General features: G+C 67.8%; 22 protein-coding genes and 3 pseudogenes. 10 read left to right on the plus strand and 15 right to left on the minus strand.

The genetic code is table 11. The features are described from left to right. The first annotated feature begins 179 nt into the window (after positions 1-179). The 5 genes from pqqC (at position 180) to ACWDKQ_RS11595 (ending at position 4982) form a co-directional block, all read left to right on the plus strand. Complete coding sequence (gene pqqC / locus ACWDKQ_RS11575) at positions 180-875, plus strand: pyrroloquinoline-quinone synthase PqqC (RefSeq protein ID WP_450138684.1); 696 nt, start codon at positions 180-182, stop codon at positions 873-875. Beyond that, positions 866-2230, plus strand: coding sequence for a pyrroloquinoline quinone biosynthesis protein PqqE (pqqE, locus tag ACWDKQ_RS11580; protein WP_450138685.1), 1365 nt, complete (start codon positions 866-868; stop codon positions 2228-2230). Before pqqC ends, pqqE begins: the two co-directional genes overlap by 10 nt. After that, entirely contained in the window at positions 2230-3099 is an 870-nt protein-coding gene (pqqB, locus tag ACWDKQ_RS11585; RefSeq protein WP_450138686.1) for a pyrroloquinoline quinone biosynthesis protein PqqB, read from the plus strand. The genes pqqE and pqqB overlap by 1 nt, the downstream gene beginning before the upstream one ends. 78 nt (positions 3100-3177) lie before the next feature. After that, positions 3178-4731, plus strand: a complete 1554-nt coding sequence (ligD, locus tag ACWDKQ_RS11590) for a non-homologous end-joining DNA ligase LigD (RefSeq protein ID WP_450138724.1) — start codon at positions 3178-3180, stop codon at positions 4729-4731. 98 nt (positions 4732-4829) lie between these two features. Next, complete coding sequence (locus tag ACWDKQ_RS11595) at positions 4830-4982, plus strand: hypothetical protein (protein WP_450138687.1); 153 nt, start codon at positions 4830-4832, stop codon at positions 4980-4982. Positions 4983-5033: 51 nt separating this feature from the next. On the opposite strand, the gene ACWDKQ_RS11600 is transcribed toward ACWDKQ_RS11595, so the two are convergent. Together ACWDKQ_RS11600 and ACWDKQ_RS11605 are read right to left on the minus strand one after the other, a co-directional pair. Then, complete coding sequence (locus ACWDKQ_RS11600; RefSeq protein ID WP_450138688.1) at positions 5034-5243, minus strand: hypothetical protein; 210 nt, start codon at positions 5241-5243, stop codon at positions 5034-5036. Between the two features lie 462 nt (positions 5244-5705). Further along, the gene (locus ACWDKQ_RS11605; protein WP_450138689.1) at positions 5706-6917 is read right to left on the minus strand and encodes a cytochrome P450; all 1212 of its coding nucleotides are present in this window, start codon (positions 6915-6917) and stop codon (positions 5706-5708) included. A 121-nt stretch (positions 6918-7038) separates the two neighbouring features. Here ACWDKQ_RS11605 and ACWDKQ_RS11610 point away from each other — a divergent pair, with 121 nt between their 5' ends. After that, positions 7039-7683, plus strand: coding sequence for a TetR/AcrR family transcriptional regulator (locus tag ACWDKQ_RS11610; protein ID WP_450138690.1), 645 nt, complete (start codon positions 7039-7041; stop codon positions 7681-7683). 243 nt (positions 7684-7926) lie between these two features. On the opposite strand, the gene ACWDKQ_RS11615 is transcribed toward ACWDKQ_RS11610, so the two are convergent. From ACWDKQ_RS11615 to ACWDKQ_RS11625, 3 genes and pseudogenes are all read right to left on the minus strand, one after another. Continuing rightward, the gene (locus ACWDKQ_RS11615; protein ID WP_450138691.1) at positions 7927-8223 is read right to left on the minus strand and encodes a hypothetical protein; all 297 of its coding nucleotides are present in this window, start codon (positions 8221-8223) and stop codon (positions 7927-7929) included. Positions 8224-8809: 586 nt separating this feature from the next. Next, positions 8810-9658, minus strand: coding sequence for a formyltetrahydrofolate deformylase (purU, locus tag ACWDKQ_RS11620; protein WP_450138692.1), 849 nt, complete (start codon positions 9656-9658; stop codon positions 8810-8812). Between the two features lie 10 nt (positions 9659-9668). Then, positions 9669-10485, minus strand: a pseudogene (locus ACWDKQ_RS11625) (serine dehydratase beta chain). Positions 10486-10601: 116 nt separating this feature from the next. On the opposite strand from ACWDKQ_RS11625, the gene ACWDKQ_RS11630 reads away from it, so the two are divergent. Next, the gene (locus ACWDKQ_RS11630; RefSeq protein ID WP_450138693.1) at positions 10602-11276 is read left to right on the plus strand and encodes a GntR family transcriptional regulator; all 675 of its coding nucleotides are present in this window, start codon (positions 10602-10604) and stop codon (positions 11274-11276) included. Here ACWDKQ_RS11630 and ACWDKQ_RS11635 read toward each other — a convergent pair. From ACWDKQ_RS11635 to ACWDKQ_RS11680, 10 genes and pseudogenes are all read right to left on the minus strand, one after another. Next, entirely contained in the window at positions 11269-11679 is a 411-nt protein-coding gene (locus tag ACWDKQ_RS11635; protein WP_450138694.1) for a dihydropteroate synthase, read from the minus strand. The two genes, ACWDKQ_RS11630 and ACWDKQ_RS11635, sit on opposite strands and share 8 nt — an antisense overlap. Positions 11680-11776: 97 nt before the next feature. After that, positions 11777-12066, minus strand: a pseudogene (locus ACWDKQ_RS11640) (dihydropteroate synthase); the annotation flags it as partial. A 94-nt stretch (positions 12067-12160) separates the two neighbouring features. Continuing rightward, entirely contained in the window at positions 12161-12427 is a 267-nt protein-coding gene (locus ACWDKQ_RS11645) for a hypothetical protein (protein ID WP_450138695.1), read from the minus strand. A gap of 43 nt (positions 12428-12470) precedes the next feature. Continuing rightward, on the minus strand, positions 12471-14945 hold the full coding sequence (locus tag ACWDKQ_RS11650) for a GcvT family protein (RefSeq protein ID WP_450138696.1): 2475 nt from the start codon (positions 14943-14945) through the stop codon (positions 12471-12473). Positions 14946-15045: 100 nt separating this feature from the next. Beyond that, on the minus strand, positions 15046-15642 hold the full coding sequence (locus ACWDKQ_RS11655) for a sarcosine oxidase subunit gamma (protein ID WP_450138697.1): 597 nt from the start codon (positions 15640-15642) through the stop codon (positions 15046-15048). After that, on the minus strand, positions 15635-18415 hold the full coding sequence (locus tag ACWDKQ_RS11660; protein ID WP_450138698.1) for a 2Fe-2S iron-sulfur cluster-binding protein: 2781 nt from the start codon (positions 18413-18415) through the stop codon (positions 15635-15637). The genes ACWDKQ_RS11655 and ACWDKQ_RS11660 overlap by 8 nt, the downstream gene beginning before the upstream one ends. Continuing rightward, the gene (locus ACWDKQ_RS11665; protein ID WP_450138699.1) at positions 18412-18714 is read right to left on the minus strand and encodes a sarcosine oxidase subunit delta; all 303 of its coding nucleotides are present in this window, start codon (positions 18712-18714) and stop codon (positions 18412-18414) included. The genes ACWDKQ_RS11660 and ACWDKQ_RS11665 overlap by 4 nt, the downstream gene beginning before the upstream one ends. Positions 18715-18728: 14 nt before the next feature. Next, positions 18729-19967 carry a sarcosine oxidase subunit beta family protein gene (locus tag ACWDKQ_RS11670; protein WP_450138700.1) on the minus strand — a complete coding sequence of 413 codons (1239 nt, stop codon included), beginning with the start codon at positions 19965-19967 and terminating at the stop codon, positions 18729-18731. Further along, a complete protein-coding gene (locus ACWDKQ_RS11675; protein WP_450138701.1) occupies positions 19964-21265 on the minus strand; it encodes a serine hydroxymethyltransferase in 1302 nt (433 codons plus the stop codon). Before ACWDKQ_RS11675 ends, ACWDKQ_RS11670 begins: the two co-directional genes overlap by 4 nt. Positions 21266-21402: 137 nt before the next feature. Beyond that, positions 21403-21513 (minus strand): annotated as a pseudogene (locus ACWDKQ_RS11680) (MBL fold metallo-hydrolase); the annotation flags it as partial. 269 nt (positions 21514-21782) lie between these two features. Between ACWDKQ_RS11680 and ACWDKQ_RS11685 the strand changes: the two are divergent. From ACWDKQ_RS11685 to kynU, 3 genes are all read left to right on the plus strand, one after another. Then, positions 21783-21908 (plus strand): hypothetical protein, encoded by a 126-nt coding sequence (locus tag ACWDKQ_RS11685; protein ID WP_450138702.1) that lies wholly within the window; start codon positions 21783-21785, stop codon positions 21906-21908. Between the two features lie 18 nt (positions 21909-21926). Beyond that, complete coding sequence (locus tag ACWDKQ_RS11690; RefSeq protein WP_450138703.1) at positions 21927-22340, plus strand: hypothetical protein; 414 nt, start codon at positions 21927-21929, stop codon at positions 22338-22340. Positions 22341-22523: 183 nt separating this feature from the next. Beyond that, positions 22524-23765 carry a kynureninase gene (kynU, locus tag ACWDKQ_RS11695; RefSeq protein ID WP_450138704.1) on the plus strand — a complete coding sequence of 414 codons (1242 nt, stop codon included), beginning with the start codon at positions 22524-22526 and terminating at the stop codon, positions 23763-23765. Positions 23766-23841: the final 76 nt, after the last annotated feature.

A 23841-nucleotide genomic window follows, 5' to 3' on the forward strand; every position in this document is an offset into this window, starting at 1 on the left:
TTGCGGTTCGGCGCTAGTACGGTTCGATTTCGCTTGCCCTTCTTGCGAAATGGAGGTCTCGTGATGGCCGCTTCTTCGGAAACCGTTCCCGCCCCCGCTCCGCCGAGGTGGACTCCGCCGCTGGTCGAGCAGTGCGAAACCCGTCCCGAAGTAACCGCTTACGCGCACGACGGCAGTCGGTGAGCCAGCCGCTGGGCGAGACCGAGTTCCGGGAATCCTTGCAGCGGTTGGCGAAGCGCTACTGGGCGCAGCACCCGTTCCACCGGCGCTTGCACGACGGCCGCTGCAGCCCGCCGGAAATCCGGCTATGGGTGGCCAACCGGTGGTACTACCAGCGGCACCTGTCGCAGAAGAACGCGGCCATCGCGGCGAACTGCCCGCTTCCGGAGGTGCGGCGGATCTGGGTCGAGCGGATAGGCTTCCAGGACGGACCCAGCGACGCCCAAGGCGGCCTGCACGACTGGCTGGTGCTCGCCGAAGCAGTCGGCCTGCAGCGGTCCGAGGTCCTCGACGAGCGCCACGTGCTGCCCGGCGTTCGGTTCGCCGTTGACGCGTATCTGAACTTCTGCCGGCGCAAGCCATGGATCGAGAGTGTGGCCGCAGCGTTGACCGAGATGTTCTCGCCCGATCACATGTCCGACCGGATGGCGGCCTGGCGGCGCTACTACGACTGGATCGAACCCGCCGGGCTGGCATACTTCGAACGACGGATTCCGGCCGCCCGCGCGGACAGCACCGTGACGCTGCAGGTCGTGCTCGACCACTGCGCGACACGCGAGCAGCAGGACGCCGCGGTGCGGGCATTGGCCTTCAAATGCGATGTGCTTTGGGCAATGTTGGACGCCGTCGACTACAAGAGACAGTCATGGACGTGACCGCCGACAGCCGCCCCGGGTTGCGGCGCGGTGTCCGGTACGTGCATGATCGCGTCCGCGCGAGGCACGCCCTGCTGTACCCGGAAGGCGTGTTGCTGCTCAACGACACCGCGGCCGACATCGTGAGCAGGTGCGACACCAAGCGCACGGTCACCGACATCGTCAGCGAGCTCGCGGCCGCGTACCAGGGAGTGACCGCCGAATCCGTGCTCGAGATGCTCGCGGACCTGGAGCGTCGCCGAATGCTGGGGGCGGAACCGGCGGAGGTAGCGGAATCCGGCCCGCAACTAAAGGTTCCGCGATCCGGGCTGCCCCTGGGCTTGCTGGCCGAGTTGACCTATCGGTGCCCGTTGCAGTGCACGTACTGCTCGAACCCCCTGAACCTCGCCGACTACCAGGACGAACTCGACACTGAAGACTGGTTGCGCGTCATCGAGCAGGCGAGGTCGATCGGCGTGCTGCAACTGCATCTCTCCGGTGGCGAACCGGCACTGCGCCGGGACCTCGTTTCCCTCGTCGCGGCGGCCCGCGGACTCGGCATGTACACCAACCTCGTCACCAGCGGGTTCTTCCTGCCGTCGAAGCGGTTGCACGAACTGGCCGAGGCCGGCCTGGACCACATCCAGCTGTCCGTGCAGGACTCGGCCGCGATGTCGGCCGACGCCGTCGCCGGACGTCGCGCGCACGCCCGCAAGATGATCGTCGCGCGCAGCATCGCCGAAACCGGATTGCCCATGACCGTCAACGCAGTTCTGCACCGCGGGAACATCAAGCGGTTGCTCGACATCGTCGAACTCGCAGTGGATTTCGGGGCGGAACGCGTCGAGCTGGCCAACACCCAGTTCTACGGCTGGGCCTTGCGTAATCGCGCCGCCCTGATGCCCAGCCGGGAGCAGGTGCGGCTCGCGGACGCGGACGCGGCGCTGGCCCGCGAGCTCTACGGCGAGCGGTTGGAGATCGTGTACGTGACCGCGGACTACTTCAGCCCGCGCCCCAAACCATGCAACTACGGCTGGGGCAGCCGGCAACTAACGGTGGCCCCGAACGGCGACGTGCTCCCGTGCCTGGCCGCCGGGCAGCTGCCCGGCCTGGACGTTCCCTCGGTGCGCGATTCGGCGCTGGAGGCGGTCTGGTTCGATTCGGCGGCGTTCAACCGCTTCCGGGGCACCGAGTGGATGCCTGACCCCTGCCACAGCTGCGCGTTGAAGGACGTCGACTTCGGCGGCTGCCGGTGCCAGGCCTACCAGCTGGTCGGCGACGCGGCGGTTACCGATCCGGCCTGCTCGTTGTCCGAACACCACGACCTGATCCGAACCGGGTTCGAACCGCTGCCCGCAGTCCGGAGGCGGATGTGATGCGGGTACGTGTCCTGGGCACTGCGGCAGGCGGCGGCCTTCCGCAGTGGAACTGCGGCTGCCAGAGCTGCTGCCGGGCCGCAGAACTCGGCGTGCAACTCAGCCAGGACTGCCTGGCGATCAGCGGCGACGGAAACTCCTGGTACCTGGTGAACGCATCGCCGGACTTGCGAACGCAGCTGCTGGGCACCCCCGAACTCCGTCCACCGCCGGGCACCCGGGACACCCCCGTCGAAGGCGTGCTGCTCACCAGCGCCGAGCTGGACCACACCCTCGGCCTGCTCACCCTGCGGGAAGCCGCGCGGCTGCCGATCTACGCGACCGCCGCCGTCCACCAGGCGCTTCGGCAGGCGTTCCCGATCACCGAGGTGATCGGCAGCTACACCGCCGTTCAGCCGGAAATCGTCTCCGAACGCCAAGTGCTGGCGGGCGGGCTCGCTGCCGAGATCGCCGTCGTCGGCGACAAGCGCCCCCGCTACGCGGACGATCTGCACGAAACCGGTTGGGTCGTCGCCTACCGGTTCACCGGCTCCGGCCGAAGCTTGGTGTACGCGCCGTGCCTGCCCGCCTGGGGCGACGCGTTCGAGCAGGTCATCGATGGCGCCGACGTCGTGCTCCTGGACGGCACCTTCTTCACCGAGGCCGAGCTGACGCATGCCTCCGGCAGCGACCGCCCCGCGAGCAGCATGGGGCACCTGCCGATCCGGGCAGCCCTGCCGGAGATCGCCCGCCACCCGAGGTCGCGGTTCCTGTTCACCCACCTCAACAACACCAATCCGCTGGCCCACCCTGACGCGCCGGAGGTCGCCGAGTTACGAGCGGCCGGTGCCGAGATCGCCGCCGAACGCCAGCTGCTGGTGCTGGAGTGAGGTCCCCGATTTTTGCTGCCGCCTGATATCGGGTATCCGGGAGACGTGAACGACCAGCGGCTGGCGAAGTACCGGAAGATGCGCGACTTCACCCGCACGGCCGAACCCAGCGGCGACGGCGAGGTGCGCGCGACCGGCGACCGCTTCGTCGTGCAGCGGCACCGGGCCCGCCGTCGGCACTACGACCTGCGGCTGGAGTTGGACGGCGTCCTCCTGAGCTGGGCCGTGCCCAAGGGGCCGACGCTGGACCCGACGGCGCGGCGCATGGCCGTGCAGGTCGAGGACCACCCCCTGGAGTACGCCGATTTCGAGGGCACCATCCCGGTCGGCGAGTACGGCGGCGGCGACGTCATCGTGTGGGACCGCGGCACCTGGGACGCCGTGGAGGACGATCCGGCCGCCGCGATCGAGGCCGGGACGCTGCACTTCGACCTGCACGGCGACAAGCTGGTGGGCCGGTTCGTGCTGGTGCGGCGCGGCGAGAAGCAGTGGCTGCTGCTGCACAAGAAGGACGAGCACGCCGAGCCGGGCTGGGATCCGGAGGATCATCCGCGGTCGGTGAACAGCGGCCGCACCAACGAGGAGGTCGCCGCCGCGCCGGAAGCGATGTGGCGCAGCGATCTACCTCCGTCGGAAGCCGAGATTCCCTTGGGTGCCAAAAAGTCCCGCGCGAAGGCGCACTGGGATCCGCCCACCGGCGAGGAGCTGGCGGCGCTCGACGAGCTCGGCAGCAAGGGCCGATGGCGGCTGGCCGGGCGGAACCTCGCGCTGACCAACCTGGACAAGGTGTTGTTCCCGGCCCGCGACGGCGAGGCACCGGTGACCAAGCGCGACTTGATCCGCTACCACGCGCTGATCGCCCCGGTGATGCTGCCCTACCTCACCGACCGGCCGCTGAACTCGCATCGATTCCCGAACGGGGTGGACGAACCCGGTTTCTGGCACAAGGAAGCCCCGAGCCACGCCCCCGACTGGCTCCGTCGCTGGCGCTACGAGGATGCCGACCCGGACGATACCCAGTGGTACCTCATCCCGGACAGCGTCCCCGCCCTCGCCTGGCTGGCCAACTACGCTGCGCTGGAACTGCACGCGTGGACCTCGCGCGCGTCCGACGTCCACCACCCGACCTGGGCGCTGTTCGACATCGACCCGGGCAGCAGGACAACGTTCGAGGAAGTGCTCGTCCTCGCTCGCCTGCACCGGACCGCGATGGAGCACCTCGGTGTCGAGGCCCGCCCGAAGGTGACCGGGCAGCGCGGCATCCAGATCTGGGTACCGGTCGAACCGCGCTACACCTACACGGAAACCCGGGCTTGGGTCGAGAAGGTCTCCAAGGCCGTCGGCGGCACCGTCCCCGAGCTGGTCAGCTGGGCGTGGACGAAGACCGACCGCCGCGGCCTGGCGCGGCTGGACTACACCCAGAACGTCATCAACAAGACTCTGGTCGCCCCCTACAGCGCCCGCCCCCAGCCGGGCGCCCCGGTGTCGGTCCCACTGGAGTGGGACGAGCTCGACGACCCGGACCTGACCCCCGACCGGTGGACGATCCGCACCGTCCTGGACCGGATCGCAACGGTCGGGGACCCCTTCGCGTCCCTCCTCGACGTCGAACAGCAGCTACCACCGGTCTGAGCCGTGAGCGGACCGCCACGACGGCTTGCAGGGCGATCGGCTCGTGCAGGGTGATCGCTGGCCGTTGCCGCACCGGCTCCGGTCGACCGGAGGAGAACATGAGCACCGAACCCGACCGTCCCAGCAACGAGGCCGAGACGGGCAGGCACAGCCACGCCGCACCGGAGGGTGCCGGGGTGCACCCGCTGATCGACCTGTCCTGCGACCCGCACCCGGGCGTGCCGGACCACGCCAAACCGGAGGAGGACTGACCACCACGGGGGCAAGCGATCGCGGCTGATCCCGCGGTCGCCGCCCTGGTCTCACCTGCCCCGGACGGCCCGTGACCAGGCGTCGAACAACCGGCCCACCGAGCCGCCGATCGGCCCGACGGCGTCGGCCAGCGTTCCCGGGTCCAATATCTCCCGCATGTGGAGTTGCGATCCGATCTCCGGGTGCGGACGTCCTGGCACCTGGTTGTGCTGCGGCCGGAGGCTGAAGTCGAAGGCCGGTGTGCGGAACCGGATCGCCAAAGTCCGTTGTGGACGGATGCACCGAGGCGTGGTGGAACGTCGCCCGATCAGCAGGCACGGGCTGGAGCCCGGGTCAAGAACGACAAGTCTGCGCCGCCACGCGGTGGAAGCCCACGTGGCGACACCTGGTGAACAACGTCGCGACCATCACGCGCCAACCGCAGCAGACCCCACCTGGAGTGTCAACTGACCCCACCTGCCGGACCAGCGCGCAGTCCGCCTGACGCAGTTCCTCGGTTACGGCTGGCGGATCGCGTTCGGGCTAAGCATCGTGCCGGTCGTCATCGGGTTGGTGATCCGGCTCCGGGTCGCCGAAACGCCCGAGTTCGAGAATGTCCAGGGAGCGTGGGAAACCTCCCGCCGCGCCCTTCCTCACCCTCTTCCGCGGCAACACCGCGCAGCGCAACGTCCTGCTCGGTCCACTGCAACCTTCATCGGACCGTCTCCTCCGTGGTGGCGCGGCTACCAGGTCACGGGCAGTTCGATGACGCCGCCGGTGATGGTGGTGCGCACCTCCAGTTCGTCGATGTCCTTGGCCAGGCGCAGACCGGGAAGGCGCTGGGCGAGGGTGGCGAAGACGATCCTGAGTTCGGTGCGGGCGAGGCTGGCACCGATGCAGAAGTGCGAGCCGTGCCCGAACCCGAGGTGGGCGCGTTCCTCACGGTCGGGGTCGAAGGTCTCAGCGTTCGAGTAGGTGGCCCGGTCCCGGTTAGCGGCGTTGATGGACAGGATGACGGCATCGCCGCGGTGGATGGTGGTGCCCGCGACGTCGAGGTCGGTGTGGGCGTAGCGCAGCAGGCCGAGGTCGCCCGGTGCTCCCAGGCGCATGATCTCCTCTACGGTGGTGTTGACCCGGCCGGTGGGGTCGGCGGTCAGCGACCGCCACTGATCGGGGCGGGTGAGCAGGAACAGGGTGCCCAGTCCGATGCGGTTGACCGTCGTCTCGTGCCCGGCGAAGAGCAGTCCGACGCACAGGCGGACCATCTCGTAGTAGTCGAACCCCTCGTCGGCGCTCTGGGCGCGCACGATGTCGGAGATGACGTCCTCACCCGGCTCGGTGCGTTTGCCCTCCGCCAGCCCAGCCATGTACGTGCCGAACTCGTCCCGCGCCTGGTGGGCGTCGTTCCCGCTGGCGTAGCTGGCCATGCGATCGGATAACGACCGGAAATGCTCGCGGTCGCTCTCGGGTACTCCCAGCAGCTGGCAGATGACCGCGACCGGCAGCGGGAAGGCCAGCCCGGCGTGCAGATCGACGATCCCGTCGGGCGCGGCGTCGTGCTCGGCGACCAACTGGTCGATGTAGTCGTCGACCAGGTCTTGCATGTGACCGGAGAGCAGCCGCATCCGCTTGGCCGAGAACGCCGGGGTTAGCAGTCGGCGCATCCGCGTGTGGTCGGCTTCTTCGGTCTCGTAGTTGCCTGTGGGGCCGTCCTGCACCGCTGCGGTCGTGATGCGCGATGCCCGCTCGGGCTCGGGGTGCGACCGCCCGAGGCGCTTGTCGCTGAGCAGGTCGCGGACCTCGTCGAAGCGCGTGACCAGCCAGGCGGGGTCACCGGCCGGCGTGGTGACCGGCGTGACCGGCGCTTCTCGGCGCAGCACCTCGTACAGCGGTGCGAGATCAAGCACGTTCGGCCTCGCGAAGGGCAACTGCAGGCGCTCGGCGGCAACGCTCATGGCTTCCTCCTGTGGTGTCTCGCAGCACCAACCCTACCGATTACTGGCAGTCACTGTCAGTAATGTTGAGTCGGTTAGGGTGTGTCAACGCGCAACCCTCGATCTGCTGGTGGAGGTGCTCGTGGTTGAGCGACACGACCGCAAGACCCGCCGCGGGCGTCCACCGGTAAGCGACCAGCAACGCCAACAGCAACGGCTCGACATTTCCCGCCACGCCGTGCGACTGTTCCGCGAGCAGGGCGTGGCCGCGACATCAGGCGAGCAGATCGCGAGCGCCGCCGGAGTTTCCGAGCGCACGCTGTGGCGCTACTTCCGCAGCAAGGAAAGCTGCATCGAACCGCTGCTGACGAAGACGATCGACGCTTTCCAGGAAGTCCTGCGCACCTGGCCGCCCGAACTGGAGCTGGCCGAGCACCTACGCGCGGCCTACACGACCGTGCTCGACTCCTCCGACTCCGACGTCGAGGCGGTACTGGCCGTGGTCCGCATGACGCACGACGAACCCGCGCTGCGCGCCGCCTACCTCGTGCTGCGGGAGCGCGACGAGTCCGCCTTCGCCGACGTGCTCGCCGAGCGCATGGGCATGCCGGCCGACGCGCTCGAAGTCCGCATGCAGGCCGCCGCCACGAGCGCGGTGCTGCGCGCGGCGACCGACCACCTCGTTTCCATTGCCACCGAGGGGATTTCCCCGGAAACCTTCAGCGAACACCGCGAAGGCCTCGCCAATGCCCTCCGCCTCATCACGCGGGTGCCCACCCGCCACTAACCAACCGGTACCAGCGCTTCAACGACGGGTGCACTGCCGCTGCCCTATCCGCATCGCCCGGTCAGCCGGTGTACGAGATGAATCCACCGACGAGGTCGCCGTAGAGGACATGCCCCCAGGCTGAAGATCGGTGTCACCACTGCGTTGAGCAGGAGGAAACCCGGCGGTTCGAGCAGTGCGCTCTCTGGGGAGCGCTGGTCAGGTTGGTTCCCATTCGCGGGTGCACTACCGGCAGCAGGATGTTCACCAGCGCGGTGCCGGCGAACATGCCGTGGACCAGACCGAACAGCGCCCCCAACCAACAGCTGCTAGTTCCAGGGCGACGAAAAGCCCGTAGTAGCCCAAGGCGAACAGCTCCCCGAACACGAAGTGCGCCAGGTAGCCGACGGCTTTCGCTCGGGAGCGGTTGACTGTTACGCAGGTGCCGAGCAGGAAGGGGATGTCGATGCGGGTCATTTTGGGCTCATTCGCCGCGCGCAACGCCGTGGTCAGCACCAGGGTGCCGATGAACCCGCCAGCGAGCGCTCCCCAGATCGTCACCGCGTCATCGCCTGCTCGGTGATCGCGCAGGCCGCGCTGATCAACGCCAGATGGGGTCAGGCAGTATCCCTCCCAGCGAAGCGCAGCGACCCGTGGCCGTTCCCGCGATCGGACCCGATCATCGAACCCTCCGAGCCGCTACCAGGAGATCCCTCAGCCACACCACCGGCCACCAAGATCGCTCATGTGACTCCGGCCCAAGCCGGCCTCCAGATGACGAAGCTGGTCAAACGCCGTTGCACAGCGCCCTCATTTCGCCGGACTGCCGCAGCACAGCAGAACCGAACCAAGGCCTTTCTGCCCCAATCACGGAGCTCAAGCCACTGTTGCCCCCTGACCGTCTCGTCGGATTCCACGCCAGCTGGGACAGGGGAAGTGAAGGTCACCGGCGTTGCGGCCGACCCCACTGCCAAGCAGGACCAATGGGTCCACTTTGGATGAGATCAAAACCCAGCGGCTGGATCACGGATCGCCCTGTCCCTGCCGAGGGCTGCCAGCAGCGCGTCCCGGTACGCACGAGATTGCCCCGACCCGCCGAAGGGGCGGGTTCTAGCGATCCTCGGGGCAGTCCGATCAGGCACCGTGGTCACGGGAAAACGACCGTGCTGTGACCGTTGAGCAGCACCCGGCGTTCGCAGTGCCAGCGCACCGCGCGGGACAACGCGAGCGCTTCGGCGTCACGCCCCACAGTTTGCAGTGCACGGGGGTCGTGGGTGTGGTCGATCCGGATAACTTCCTGCTCGATGATCGGCCCCTCGTCCAGGTCCGAGGTGACGTAATGCGCGGTGGCACCGACGAGTTTCACGCCGCGCTGGTACGCCTGGTGGTATGGCTTGGCGCCCTTGAACCCGGGCAGGAACGAGTGGTGGATGTTGATTGCGCGGCCGTACAGAGCCTTGCTGGTCTCGTCCGAGAGGATCTGCATGTACCGCGCCAGCACGACCAGCTCGGCGTCGTACTCATCCACGAGCTGCAACAGGCGCGCCTCGGCAGCCCCCTTCGTCTCCGGGGTGACTGGAATATGCACGAACGGCAAGCCAGCGGCCTCGGCCATCGGGCGCAGGTCCTGGTGGTTGGACACCACTGCGACGATGTCACCCCCGAGGCTTCCGGCCCGCCACCGGTAGATCAGGTCGTTCAGGCAGTGGCCGAGCTTCGATGCCATGACCAGGATCCGGGCGTTCCGGTTGGCGTTGAAGTCGTAGGTCATCTGGAACTCAGCAGCCACCGGCTCGAATCCGCGCGACAGCTCCTCCAGATCGATGCCGTCGGGCGCCGTGACCTGGGTGCGCATGAACAGCCGGTCACGAACACCGTCGTCGAACTGCTGGTGCTCACCGATGTCGCATCCTAGTTCGAACAGGTATCCGCTCACCGCGCGCACGATGCCTGTCCGGTTGGGGCAGCTCAGGGTGAGGGTGAAGGTGTGACTCACGCAAATCTCCTCAGCACTCCACGATGTTGAGAGCCAGCCCGCCGCGGGCGGTCTCCTTGTACTTGTCCTTTTGTACTTGTCCTTCATGTCCGCGCCGGTTTCGCGCATGGTCTTGATCGCCTTATCCAGCGACACGTGGTGCGCACCATCGCCGCGCACAGCCATCCGGGCTGCGGTGATCGCTTTGACCGAGGCGACGGCATTGCGCTCGATGCAGGGGATCTGCACCAGCCCACCGACCGGGTCGTATGTCAGGCCCAGGTTGTGCTCGATATCGTCAGCGCAAGCAGTTCGTCGCCCGTGGTGAACGGGTAGCGAACCGGTGTGTCGTCGTCGACCAGCCCCGGCCGGCCAGCCTCGTCCTCGTCGAGAACGAACCCGCCACCAACCGAGTAGTACTCGCGACGGTCGAGCTCGGCGCCGTCAGAACCGTAGGCCGCGAAAACCATGCCATTGCTGTGGAAGTCCAGTCGCTTGCGGCGGTGCAGCACCACGTCGTCAGCGGAGAACGAGATCTCATGCTTTCCTCCAAGGCTTATCCGGCCGTCCGCGCGCACGGCCTCGACCGCCGGGTCGGTGGCCACGGGATCGACCAGGTGCGGATGCTCACCAGCCAGCCCTAGCACCACCGCCTTGACACTGCCGTGGCCGCGGCCAGTGGTGCCGAGCGACCCGAAAAGTTCACAACGCACCCTGGCCGCGCGGCCGAGCGCCCCGGACCCGCGAAGTCGGGTGACGAACAGGTAAGCGGCCCGCATCGGGCCGACCGTGTGCGAACTCGAGGTTCCGATCCCGACCTTGAGCGGGTAGAACACGGAGATGGTCATCAACGCTCCCTGGTCGCTTCATCGCTCCCTCAGATATTGGATTAATATATCAATCTGATGCAAGACCGGCTTCAAAGAAGTGCCAGGGCATGTCCCCATGGATTTCAGGCCCTAAGATGATGCCCGTGACCACTGCCCGACAGGAACTCGAATCGTCGACCACCTCGCTGGCCGACCGCGCCTACGCCGCGATCCAGGACCAGCTGATCATGCTGGACATCCCGCCGATGGCGCCGATCGACGACTTGGCTCTCAGCGAGTCGCTCGGCATTGGACGCACACCCGTCCGCGAGGCCCTCAAACGTCTCGAGGTGGATCGTCTGGTGATCTCGTATCCGCGCCGCGGCACCTTCGCGACCGGCGTGGACATCACCGACCTCGCCTACATCTCCGAAATCCGCGTGCAGCTCGAACCGCTGGCCGCCCGCCGGGCCGCCGAGAACGCCGGGAAGGCCGTGCGCGAGAAGCTGGCCGAGCTCGCCGACACCATCCAGGACAACGACGTGCTGATCATGTCGCGCAACGAGCTGATGCAGTGGGACCTGCGGGTGCACCGCTGGATCTACCGCGCCGCCGGCAACCCCCACCTCGAGGACACGCTGGTTCGCTACAACAACCTCGCGACCCGGATCTTCTGCGTGTTCCTGGAACGCATCACGCATTTCGACCGGCACATCGAGGAACACGTGGGCCTGCTGCGAGCGGTCGCCGATGGCGAGAGCCGGAGGGCCGAGAAGATCGCCCGAGACCACGTCACCGGATTCGAGAAGGCGATACGGGCGATCATCTGACGGCCCGCATCGCGAGCGGCTCAGTCTTCGACCACGGAAAGCACTTTGAGCGCGTCGACCATGGCGGCCACGTCGTGCACGCGGAGGATCTTCGCGCCACGCTGCGCCCCCAGCACGGCGGCTGTGATGAAACTGCCTCTCGCTCCGGCACCGGTCGCCCGGTGATTTCCCCGGGCACTTCCTTGCGCGACAGTCCAGCCATGACAGGTGCACCGAGCTCGGTGAACGCGCTCAGCGACCGGAGCAAGGTCAAGTTGTGCTCCCGGTTCTTGCCGAAGCCGAAACCAGGGTCGATCACGACATGCTCGCGCGCGATGCCCGCACCCGCGCACACTTCGATCCGTTCGCACAGGAACTCCCTTACTTCGGCAAGCACGTCGACGTAGCTCGGGCTGCGCTGCATCAAGTGAGGCGGCCGGAGCATGTGCGAGAGGCAGACGTCGCACCCCCGAACCGGCCGCCATCTCGACTGCACCGGGATAGCGCAGTGCGCGCACATCGTTGATCGTCGCGCCGGCGGCCACCGCTTCCCTCATCACCTCCGGGCGGGAGGTGTCGATCGACAGCGGAGTGTCCGTCCGCCGCGCCAACTCTTCGATGACCCGCACAACGCGGTCGAACTCCTCTGCGGTGCTGGGCGGGCGCCCGGCCGCGTGGATTCGCCGCCGATGTCGAGGATGTCAGCACCCTCTTCGATCAAGCGCAGCCCGTGCCGAACGGCTGCGCCGCTGTTCCGGTACGCGCCGCCGTCGGAAAACGAATCCGGTGTGACGTTTAGGATTGCGCACACCAGTTTGCGCGGCCGCGCATCATCCTCAGCAGACTTCCCACATCAGCCCCAGGTGTGGGAGCGCTCAGGTCGGTGCCAGCGGTTCGCGGCTCGGTCACATTGCGCTCCGCGAAGCGGATTCAACCGGTTGGCGCGGCCACAACGCCGTGGTCACCGGTCCGGCCCCGCCGGGCACTGGGGGCAGCCCAGCCACCAAGTCGGTCACGGCGGCCTGGGCGGCGTGCGGCCCGGCGCTCGCCCCGCCGCCGGGAGCTGGTACCCGAGCTGCGAGTTCTTGCACGAAGGTTTCGAGACCTTCTATGCGCATGGCATCGGTGTTTTCGTTCTCGGCGGCCTGGGCCCGCAGTCGGTTGGGGTGCACGGACACCGACCATTTGCAGACCGCGCCCCCTGCTCGGGGCCGCTCAGCGGCGAATTCGGGCCATCTCCGGGTCGACCAGCGGTTCGACGGCGACTGTGGCGCGCACCTTCCGCCCGAAGTACTGGATTTCCACCGAGGTGTCTGCCGTGGCCGACGCGGGGAGCCAGGCGTAGGCGATCGGCTTGCCGATCGTGTGGCCGAACGCGGCCGACGTCACATAACCCGCGGCTTCGCCATCGAGGAACACAGGTTCGTTGCCCAGCACCACGCTACGCCCGTCGTCGATGGTCAGGCAGGCAAGACGGCGGGTGACGGCTTCGTCGCTCAGCCCAGCGATCGCGTCGTACCCGACGTAGCCGGTCTTCTTCTTGTTCACAGCGAACCCGAGACCGGCCTCGTAAGGGTTGTGCTCGGTCGTCATATCACTGCCCCACGACCGGTAGCCCTTCTCCAGGCGGAGGCTGTTGAACGCGGCCCGTCCTGCGGCAATGGCCCCCAGCGGTTGCCCGGCTTCCCAAAGCACATCCCACAGTCGCTGGCCGTATTCGGCGTTGGTGTAGATCTCCCAGCCGAGCTCGCCCACATAGGACAGTCGCATCGCAGTGACCGGGATACCGGCGATGTGTGCATGCTTCAGGCGGAAGTACTTCAGCGCCTCATGGGAGAAATCATCGCCGCTCAACGGCTGCACCAGGTCACGCGCCAGCGGCCCCCACACGCCGACGCAGCAGGTACCGCCGGTGATGTCGCGAATCTGGACGCTGTGGTCCTCCGACGCCTCGCGCAGGAAGTAGTCCAGGTCAAGGTTGCCGTTGGCGCCGACCTGGAACAGGTGCTCGGTGAGCCGGGCGACGGTCAAGTCCGAGCGGATACCACCGGCCTTGTCCAGGGCGAGGGTGTAGGTCACCGAGCCGACCGGCTTGTCCATCTTGCCGGTGGTCAGCCGCTGCAGGAACTCGATCGCCCCCGGGCCGCTGACCTCGATGCGCTTGAGCGGGGTCATGTCGTACATGGCGACCGCGGTGCGGGTCTTCCACGCCTCCGCCGCGGCGATCGGCGAGTGGAACATCGCTGACCAAGCGTCGCGCGACGGCGGCTGCCATTGGGTCGGCAGTTCCTTGACCAAGCGCGCATTGGCCTCGTACCAGTGGGGCCGCTCCCAAGCGTGCGCCTCGAGGAAGAACGCGCCCAATTCCTTCTGCCGCGCGTGGAACGGACTTACCCGCAGGTCGCGCGGCGAGAGCTTCGGTTGCAGCGGGTGCCGCACGTCGTAGATCTCCACGAAGTTCTGCTGCGAGGTCTCGCTGACGTAAGCCTCGGTCGTCTCGATCTCGTCGAACCGGTTCACGTCGCAACCGTGGAGTTCGACGTCGCTGCGGCCGTCCACGAGCAGCTGCGCGACGGCGCGGGCGACACCCGCGGAGTGGGTCACCCACACCGCCTCGGCGATCCAGAACCCGGCCACCTGCTGGGACTCTCCGACCAGCGGCCCGCCGTCGGAGGTAAAGGAGAAAATGCCGTTGAACCCGGACTCGATCTTCGACTCCCGCAGCGACGGCAGCAGCACCTTGCTGTGCTCCCAGGACGGCGTGAAATCCTCCTCGGTAAACGGCAACATCGATGGCATCGCCGCCTCGGTGAGATCGTCGTCGTCGACTTCGGGCAGCTCGGACAGCCGCGCCGGCATGGGGCGGTGGGCGTAGGAGCCGATGCCGAGGCAGTCGTTGTGCTCGCGGTAGTAGAGGTCGTGGTCCTGGTGGCGCAGGATCGGCAGCCGTGCCTCGATCCGCTCGTCGTTGCGTCCGACGAGCTCAGCGATCTGCCCGGTGCGCACGTACTGGTGGGCCATTGGGAGCAAGGGCACCTTCATACCGACCAGCTCACCGACGGCCTGCCCCCAGAACCCGGCGCAGGACACCACGATGTCGGCGGGGATCTCCTCGCCGACATCAATGCGCACACCGGTGACCCGACCGCCCTGCTGGAGGACCTCGATGACGCGGGTCGAGCCGCGGAACACCGCGCCGCGGGACTCGGCGCGGCGGGCCACTGCGACGACGGCGCGGGACGCCTTGGCCAGGCCGTCCGTCGGGGTGTGGAACCCGCCGAGCACCTGCTCGCGGTCGAGCAGCGGGTGCAATTCGGCGCACCGTTGCGGCCCGACAATCTCACCGGGCACACCCCAGGAGGTGGCCCACCCCTGCTTGCGGTGCAGGTCGGCGAGGCGCTGCGGGGTGGTGGCGACCTCGAGGCCGCCGACCTGGTTGAAGCACCAGGCGCCGTCCACGTCGAGGCTTTTGAACTTCTCCACCGTGTAGGTGGCCAGCTCGGTCATGACCTTCGAAGCGCTGGTCTGGTACACCAGACCGGGCGCGTGGGAGGTTGAGCCTCCGGTGAGCGGCAGCGGCCCTTGATCGAGGACAGCGACCTCGGTCCAGCCGCGCCCGGTGAGCTCGTCGGCCAGGTTCGCACCGACGATCCCGGCTCCGATGATGACGACGCGAGGGGTGGTGCTCATGACGGGTCTCTCCTAAATGAACAATCCACTGCGACCGCTGCGAAGATGCCTGTGGAGGATGGAAGATCGGGCCCTGCCGACGATCAAGGTCGCCTGGGAGCTAGTGGGCGGGCCGGAATTCCTGGGCTGTGTCGAGCAGCCAGTCCGCGAGGTACCCGGCGAACGACGGCCGGACGAAAAGCCGGAAGTCGTCGCCGTTGCCGAGGGCGAGGATCAGCACACCGGTCTGCCCGATGCTGGTCTGCGCGCTCGATCCCTTGGGGAAGGCCGAGGATCGCAGGTCGATCGAGCACCCGAACGAGAGCAGCTCTCGGGCCCGCTCACCGCTCAGCCGGATGGTGGTGCGTTGCGCGGACACGTCCGCGGCCGCGCCGCCGTGAGCGGATACGACCCGGCCGAGCGAGTCCTCCAGCTCGTGCGGGCGGGCGTTCTTGCTGGTTACCAGCCACTCATCGGGTCCTAGCCAGATGATCTGGCCCTCCGTGGTGTGGGTCCAGGTGTTGGGTTCGAAGGGCAGCGCCGAACCCAACGCGCGCTCCACTGCCGCGGCGCCCGGTCCTGCAGCATCGACGCGCAGGTCCACCGCAGCCATTGGCTCCTCGGGCTTGACCATCAGCCCGTCAACCGCCCACGTCAGCTCGGCCAGAGCCGCTTTCCACGCCTGCAGGGGGTGCGCGAGGTAGAGGGTTTCAGCCATCGCGGCGTGCTCCTTCCGGGTCCACCAACACGGTGTTTCCGATTTCGGCCTCGATGAGCTTGCCGCCCATCGGAACGTGCACCAGGTCACCGATGCGGGCGCGGCCGTTTTTGACCAGTGCGAGCGCGAACGGTCGCCCGAGCTCGGCGCTGTGGTAGCTGGAGGTGATGTGGCCGAGCATCGGGACCGGCGGCTCGGGTAACGTCCCGTCCTCGCGGAGCTCCACGATCTGCGAGCCCTCGTGCAGCTTGGTGAGTCCATCGGTCGGCAGCAGTGAAACGAATTGCTTGCGAAGCGGGTTGTGGTTCTCCGGCCGGGCGAACGAGCGCTTGCCGATGAAGTCTTCCTTCTTCTTCGACACCACCCAGTTCATGCCGAGGTCCTGAGGCGTGACCGTGCCATCAGTGTCCTGCCCGATGATCGGGTAACCCTTCTCCGCGCGCAGCACGTGCATGGTCTCGGTGCCGTATGGGGTAATGCCGAAGCGATTCCCGGCCTCCAGCAAGCGCTTCCACAGCGACAACCCGTACCAGGAGGTGACGTTGACCTCGTAGGCCAGCTCGCCGGAGAAGGAAATCCGCGCGACGCGGACCGGCACACCGTCAAGTGCGGTGTCCTTCCAGGACATGAATGGGAACGCCTCGTTCGACACGTCGAGGTCGGGGAACACCTCACCGACCACCTCACGCGACCGCGGGCCGACGACCGGGAAGACCGCCCAGTGCTCGGTGACCGAAGCCAGGTGCACGCGCAGCTCCGGCCACTCCGTCTGGAGCCACTCCTCCATCCACTCCAGAACGGATGCGGCGCCGCCGGTCGTCGTGGTGACCAGGAAGCGGTTCTCCGCGATCCGCAGCACCGTGCCGTCGTCGATGACCATGCCGTCGTTGCCGCACATCACGCCGTAGCGCACCCGCCCGAGCTTCAGCGTGCTCATCATGTTGGTGTAGAGCCGGTCGAGCAGCACCCCGGCATCCGGACCCTGGACGTCGATCTTGCCCAGGGTGGAGCCGTCGAGGATGCCAACGCTCGCCCGAGTGGCGGCGCATTCGCGCAGCACCGCAGTGTCCATGTCCTCGCCGGGCTTCGGGTAGTAACGCGCGCGCTTCCACTGCCCGACGTCCTCGAATACCGCCCCGGCCGCTAGGTGCCAGGCGTGCAGCGAGGTGGTGCGCTCCGGGTCGAACAGCTTGCCGTGCTCACGCCCGGCTAGCGCGGCGAACGCCACGGGCGTGTACGGCGGACGGAAGGTGGTGGTGCCCAGTTCCTCGATCGGGCGGCCGAGGAGCTCGGCGGTGATGCCGGAGGCGATCACGCCGGAGGTCTTGCCCTGATCGTGCGCGGTGCCGATGGTGGTGTAGCGCTTGATGTGCTCAACCGACCGCAGTCCAGCGCCGACAGCCCGCTGGATATCCGCGACGGTGGCGTCGCGCTGGATGTCGACGAACTGGCGGTACGGGTCGCCTTCGGTCCGCCACAACACCTTCGTCGGCGTGCGGGCGGGTTCGGCATCGACGGGCGGAGCTCCGTCACCGGCGCCCTCGCGCACCACCCCGGCCAGGTCGAAGGTGCCGTTCGCGGCGCCGATCACGGTGACACCGGGCAGTGTTGCGGACGGGCGGAAGGCGCCGAGCTCGGCGTCGTAGGCCAGCGCTCCCTTGATGTGGCTGAACAGGTGCACCACCGGATTCCAGCCGCCGGAGACCAGCAGCAGGTCAGCAGGCAGCCGCACCGCACCGCCGGCGTTGCGGGCGAGCACGCCGGAAACGCGCTCCTCACCTTCGGTTCCGGTGACTACAGTGGACGGATGGACCGAGGTTCCACGCGCCACGGCGCGATTCTTCCATTCCTCGGGCGTGGTGTCCCGCGCGTCGAGGATGGTCACGTGCGCGCCAGCGTCGGCGAGGTCGATCGCCGCGGCATAGGCGGTGTCGTCGCTGGTGAACACGACGATCTCTCGTCCGGCGAGCACGCCGTAGCGGTGCAGGTAGTCCCGTGCTGCGGAGGCGAGTAGGACGCCGGGGCGGTCGTTGTCCTCGAACACGATCGGCCGCTCGTGTGCGCCGGTGGCGACGACGACCTTGAGCGCACGGATGCGGTGCACCCGCTGCCGGGAGCGGTTCGCGGGCGCTGCGGCGCCGAGGTGATCGGTGCGCCGCTCCAGCGCAAGCACGAACCCGTCGTCGTACTGCCCGAACGCGGTGGTGCGCTGCAGGTGTAGCACCTCCGGATTCCCCGCCAGTTCGGCGACGACCTCGTCGACGAACTCCCGGGCCGGACGGCCGTCGATGCGCTCGGTACCGGTGAGGCTGCCGCCAGCGGTGACGCGATCGTCGACGAGAACGACGCTTTCCCCCGCGCGCGCCGCGCTGCGGGCGGCGACCAGGCCGGCCGGTCCGGCGCCGATCACCAGCGTGTCGGTGTGGGTGTGCTTGCGGTCGTAGCGGGCGGGGTCGGGCACGTCGGCGAGACGTCCCTGCCCGTTGACGCCACGGGCGACGAGCCCCTCGGTGAGCTCGACCGTGGTGGCTTGCAGCATCGGCTCCGGGAACGGCTCCTCGATCTGCACGAGGCCGGTGGGGTCTTCGGTCCAGGCGGCTCCGATCCCATGCGGGCGGCCCAGTTTCACACTGGTGCCGACGTGGTGGACGCCATTGGCCAGCAGGGCCGAGGCGAGCGTGTCACCCGGGTGGCCGGTGTAGGTCCGGCCTTCGAAGGTGAAGGCGAGCGTGCGGCTGCGGTCGATGCGGCCGTACCCGTCGACCCGGCTCATGCGGTCACTTCCTGTTCGGCCCGCGCCACGCCGGCGCCCGGTTCGCCGACCCCGTAGGTGGCGAGGAACTCGTAGGTGCGGGTGTCGCGGAGGGCGTTGAACCAACGGCGGCAGCCGAGACTGTGGCTCCAGCGTTCTGCGAACGGCCCCTTGGGGTTGTCTCGGTAGAACACGAACTCCGCCCATTCCTGGTCCGACAGTTCGGCCGGCTTTTCGGGGTAGGCGATGTCGGCCTGGCCGCCGTAGCGGAACTCGACCTCCTCGCGGGGGCCGCACCACGGGCAGTTGATGAGTTGCATGGCAGTCCTCGGATTCAGTGGGCGACGGCCGCGGCGCCGTGCTCGTCGACGAGCGCGCCGGTGGTGAACCGGTCGAGGCAGAACGGGGCGACGTACGGGTGTGGCTCGCCGTGGGCGATGGTGTGCGCGTAGCACCAACCGATCCCCGGCGTGGCTTTGAAACCGCCGGTCCCCCACCCCGAGTTGACGAACAGGTTCTCGTACGGGGTGTGGCCGACGATCGGGCTCGCATCCGGGGTGACGTCCACGATGCCCGCCCAGGAGCGCAGCAGGTGCGCCCGCGCGAACACCGGGAACAACTCGACCGCAGCAGCCATCTGGCGCTCGATGATGTGGAAGGCGCCGCGCTGGCCGTAGCCGTTGTAGGAATCCACACCCGCACCCATCACCAGTTCGCCCTTGTGCGCCTGGGAGACGTACACGTGCACGGCGTTGGACATCACGATCGTCGGGTGCACCGGCTCCAGCAGCTCGGAGACCAGCGCCTGCAGCGGGTGCGATTGCAGCGGGGTGCGCACACCGAGCATGTCCAGCAGCACCGACGTGTGCCCGGCCGCGCAGAGTGCGACGGTGCCGCAAGCTATGTCACCGCGGGAGGTGCGCACCCCGGTCACCCGGTCACCGTCCACTGCGAACCCGGTCACCTCACAGTTCTGGATCACGTCGATCCCGGCCTCGTCAGCGCGGCGAGCGAAGCCCCAGGCCACGTAGTCGTGCTTGGCGATGCCCGCGCGCGGCTGATAGGTCGCGCCCTGGACCGGGTAGCGGATATCGGCGGAGATGTTGACGATCGGGCAGATCTCCTTGACCTGCTCGGGCCCGATCCACTCCGCGTCAATCCCGTTGAGCTTGTTGGCCTCCACGCGGCGGACCGAGTCGCGGACGTCCTGCTCGGTGTGCGCGAGGTTGAGCACACCGCGCTGCGAGAACAGGATCGGGTAGCCGAGGTCCTCCTCCAGGCCCTCCCACAGCTTCAGGGAATGCTCGTAGATCGCCGCGGATTCGTCCCACAGGTAGTTGGAGCGGATCAGCGTGGTGTTGCGGGCCATGTTGCCGCCCGCGAGCCAGCCCTTCTCCAGAACAGCGACGTTGGTGATGCCATGGTTGTTCGCCAGGTAGTGCGCGGTCGCCAGGCCGTGCCCGCCGCCACCGACGATGACCACGTCGTAGGACTTCTTCGGTTCCGGGTTGCGCCAGAGGAAGTCAGGATGTTCGGGCAGATGCGCGCCAGGAGGCGTGGTGGTTGCACTCATGCCTGCAGCTCCGGGTAGAGAGGACGACTTTGGGCGAGATCCGCGACGCGCGCAGCGAGGGCGTCAAGGCCGGCTTCCGGGGTCTCGGGACGTAGCGCCAGCCCGATGATGTCCGACACCTCCACGAACTCCTCATCGTCGAAACCGCGCGCAGCCAGCGCCGGAGTACCGATGCGCACCCCGGAGGAGACCATAGGCGGGCGCGGGTCGAACGGGACGGCGTTGCGGTTCACCGTGATGCCAACCCTGTGCAGCCGGTCCTCGGCCTGCTTCCCGTCCATCTCGGAGTTGCGGAGATCCACCAGCACGAGGTGGACGTCGGTGCCACCAGAGACGACGCCGACGTTGCGCTCCTGCAGCAACCGGTCGGCGAGAATTTTGGCGCCGGCTAGAGTGCGTTCCTGCCGCTCGCGGAAGGCGGCTTCGCCGGCAAGCTTGAACGCTACCGCCTTGCCCGCGATCACGTGCTCGAGCGGGCCGCCCTGCAAGCCGGGAAAGACACTGGAGTTAAGCTTCTTCGCCAGGTCCCCCTGAGCTAGCAAGACCCCGCCGCGCGGGCCTCCAAGCGTCTTGTGAGTCGTCGAGGTGACCACGTGCGCGTGTGGCACCGGTGACGGGTGCAGCCCCGCAGCCACCAGCCCGGCGAAGTGCGCCATGTCCACCATCAGGTAGGCGCCGACCGCGTCGGCGATCCGCCGGAACTGCGCGAAGTCCAGCTGCCGCGGATAAGCCGACCAACCCGCGATGATCAGTTTCGGCCGCCGTTGCTTCGCCAGCCGCTCCACCTCGGCCATGTCAACGAGGTGGTCGTCTTCGCGCACGTGATACGCCACGGCGTCGAAGTACTTCCCGGAGAAGGTCAGGCGCATTCCGTGCGTCAGATGCCCGCCGTGCGCGAGATCCAGACCGAGGAACGTGTCGCCCGGCTCCAGCAGCGCAGCCATGACCGCCGAGTTCGCCTGAGCGCCGGAATGCGGCTGCACGTTCGCGTAGTCGGCCCCGAAGAGCGCCTTGACCCGCCCAATCGCCAGCTGCTCGATCTCGTCGACGTTCTCGCAGCCACCGTAGTAGCGACGCCCCGGGTACCCTTCGGCGTACTTGTTGGTAAGCACCGAGCCCTGGGCCTGCATCACGCTCAGCGGCGCGAAGTTCTCACTCGCGATCATCTCCAGCGTGTCGCGCTGCCGCGCCAATTCCCGGTTGATGGCCGCATGGACCTCCGGGTCCGTCTCCGCCAGCGGCAGGCCGAGCGCGCGTTCGGCGCTCGTTACCGCTTGACGATCAACCGTTGCGGACATGCGGCCGACCTCCCGTGTATCTGTGTGCGATGATTGATATATCAATCAAACGTCACGCTAACCGCCGCGAAGGGCGCGGTCAACAGCCCGGGGAACTTCTCCCGGAATTCGAGACCCGGAATTCGAGAGAAGTCAGCGCCCCGCGCTATCCACTCCTCCAGGTGCGGCGCCTCGGCGCCGATGGTGGTCGAGTCACCATGTCCGGCATGCACAGTGGTTTCGCCCGGCAGGGCAAGCAGAGTAGGCCTCCCAGTTCTCCGCGACCGACTCGTAAATCTTCCGTAAGACGGGCACGAGCTCAGGCATGTAGGTGTGCGCGGCTGACGTCGCGCTCCAGCAGGAGGAGTCGGGGATCGCCGCGTGACGGCGATCGTGTGCACCCACGCCCACGACGACACATCGCTGTCGACGCCGGGGCACTCGCCGGGCTTGACTTGTCTCCACGCGCCTGAGTTGAAGACCGTGTTCACCGGGGAGGAGAACTTCGAGTTCTGGCGCTTTCCGGCACCTGAAGACGGTGGAGCGCACAATCGAGTTCAAGCAGGGCACCGGTGGGTCCAGCGGCGTACCCTTCCTCCGCGACGCGCTAGCCCTGACCTTCTTCCCCGAGCTTTACGCGGTGCGCACCGAGATCACCCGGTAGACGGCCAAGAGGACCACGATGCCCAGCGACGCGGACGAATGGGTGAGCGCTGATTCCGCGTGGTGGGGACGGTGGTTCGACCGGTGCGCGGTGCGCCTGCGCCGTGGCCGCCCCGCCGGTGCCGGGCCGCTGCCACCCTGGCCGGTGCCGCGAGGCGCACGGGTCCGGTACGTCGACGGCACCCTGCTTCCCGGGCTGCGCGACGCCCACGTGCACTCGAGCTTGGTGGACCTCCGCGCCGTCCGCGCCAGCGGCATCGCGCAGGTTGACGACCTGGGCAGCGTTCCCGCCCTGATCGCGGAACTGCCGGCCGCCGACGATCCGAAGTCGCCGCAGATCCGGGCGGTCGGAGCCTTCCTGACCGCGCCGGGCGGATATCCCAGCGATCGTTCCTGGCGCCGCCGGGCAGCTTCCGGGAGGTGCATTCGGTGATCGACGCCGACGCCGCCATGGGTGAACAACACCAGTTCGACGCTCGAGCCATCAATGTCGTCCTTCCTGCTGGGTCCCGAACGGACTCGATCGCGCGCCATCCCGGTTCGCCAGCTCCGTGCGCACCGCCCGAGTCCTCGACCCGACCCTGACATCCTGACTAGACCACCAAAGGAGGAACGCATGTCCTACCGCACCGGCCTCCTGGAGAAAGCGCACGTGCTCGATGAAGCCGATCCGCTGCGCGGTTTTCAGGAACGGTTCTTGACGCCCGACGGCGCGGACGTCGTCGCCTACCTCGACGGCAACTCCCTGGGACGACCCGCTCGTGCGATCCCCGAGCGCATGTACCAGTTCATCCACCAGCAGTGGGGACAACGCCTGATCCGGGGGTGGACCGACGAATGGCTCGACTGGCCGGAAGCGATCGGCGACCGCCTCGGCCGGGTCGCTCTCGGCGCCGCACCCGGACAAGTCGTCGTAGCCGACTCCACCACCGTTATGCTCTACAAGCTCGCCCGCGCCGCGGTCGCCGCCCGGCCCGGCCGACGCGAAATCATCCTCGACACCGACAACTTCCCCACCGACCGCTACGTCCTGGAAGGCATCGTCGCCGAACGCGGCCTGGCCCTCAGATGGATCGAAACCGATCCGGCGGCGGGCATCACCGACGAACAGGTCGCCGGAGCGGTCGGCCCGGACACCGCGTTGGTCGTGTTCAGCCATGTCGCATACCGCTCCGGCTACCTGGCCGACGCCGAGGCCATCACGCGCACGGCACACCGAGTCGGTGCGTTGGTGCTGTGGGACCTCTGCCATTCGGTCGGTTCGGTACCCGTGCACCTCGACGCGTGGGACGCCGATTTCGCCGTCGGCTGCACCTACAAGTACCTCAACGGCGGGCCCGGATCTCCTTCCTTCGGCTACGTCAACCAGCGCCACCACGGGCTCGCACAGCAGCCGATCTGGGGCTGGATGGGACATCGCGAACCGTTCACGATGGGGCCCCGGTACCAACCCGCCGATGGCATCCGCGGCCTGCTCAGCGGCACGCCCCCGATCCTGGCGATGCTCCCGCTGCTCACCGGCCTGGACATGCTCGAGGAGGCGGGGATCGAAGCAGTCCGCGCGAAGTCGTCGCTGCTGACCCAATACGCCCTCGAACTGGCGGACGCGTGGCTGTCCGACTGGGGCGTGCAGCTGGCCTCACCACACGAACCCGAGCGGCGCGGCGGCCACATCACAGTGTGCCGAGCCGACTTCCGGGAGGTCACCGAGCTGCTCTGGAAACGCGGTGTCATCCCGGACTTCCGCGCGCCCGACGGAATCCGCATCGGCCTCGCCCCGCTGAGTACCAGTTTCGTCGAGGTCCAAAACGGTCTCTCAGCACTCCACCAACTCCTCGACGAACGCGGTAAGCCGTGACGATCCAACCCGCTTCGCGAGGTCAGGCTCGAGCGAGCTCGCGGAGCACGAAGCGCTTGAGCTTGCCGTTGCTTGT

It is taken from the genome of Saccharopolyspora sp. NPDC000995 (assembly GCF_053599315.1).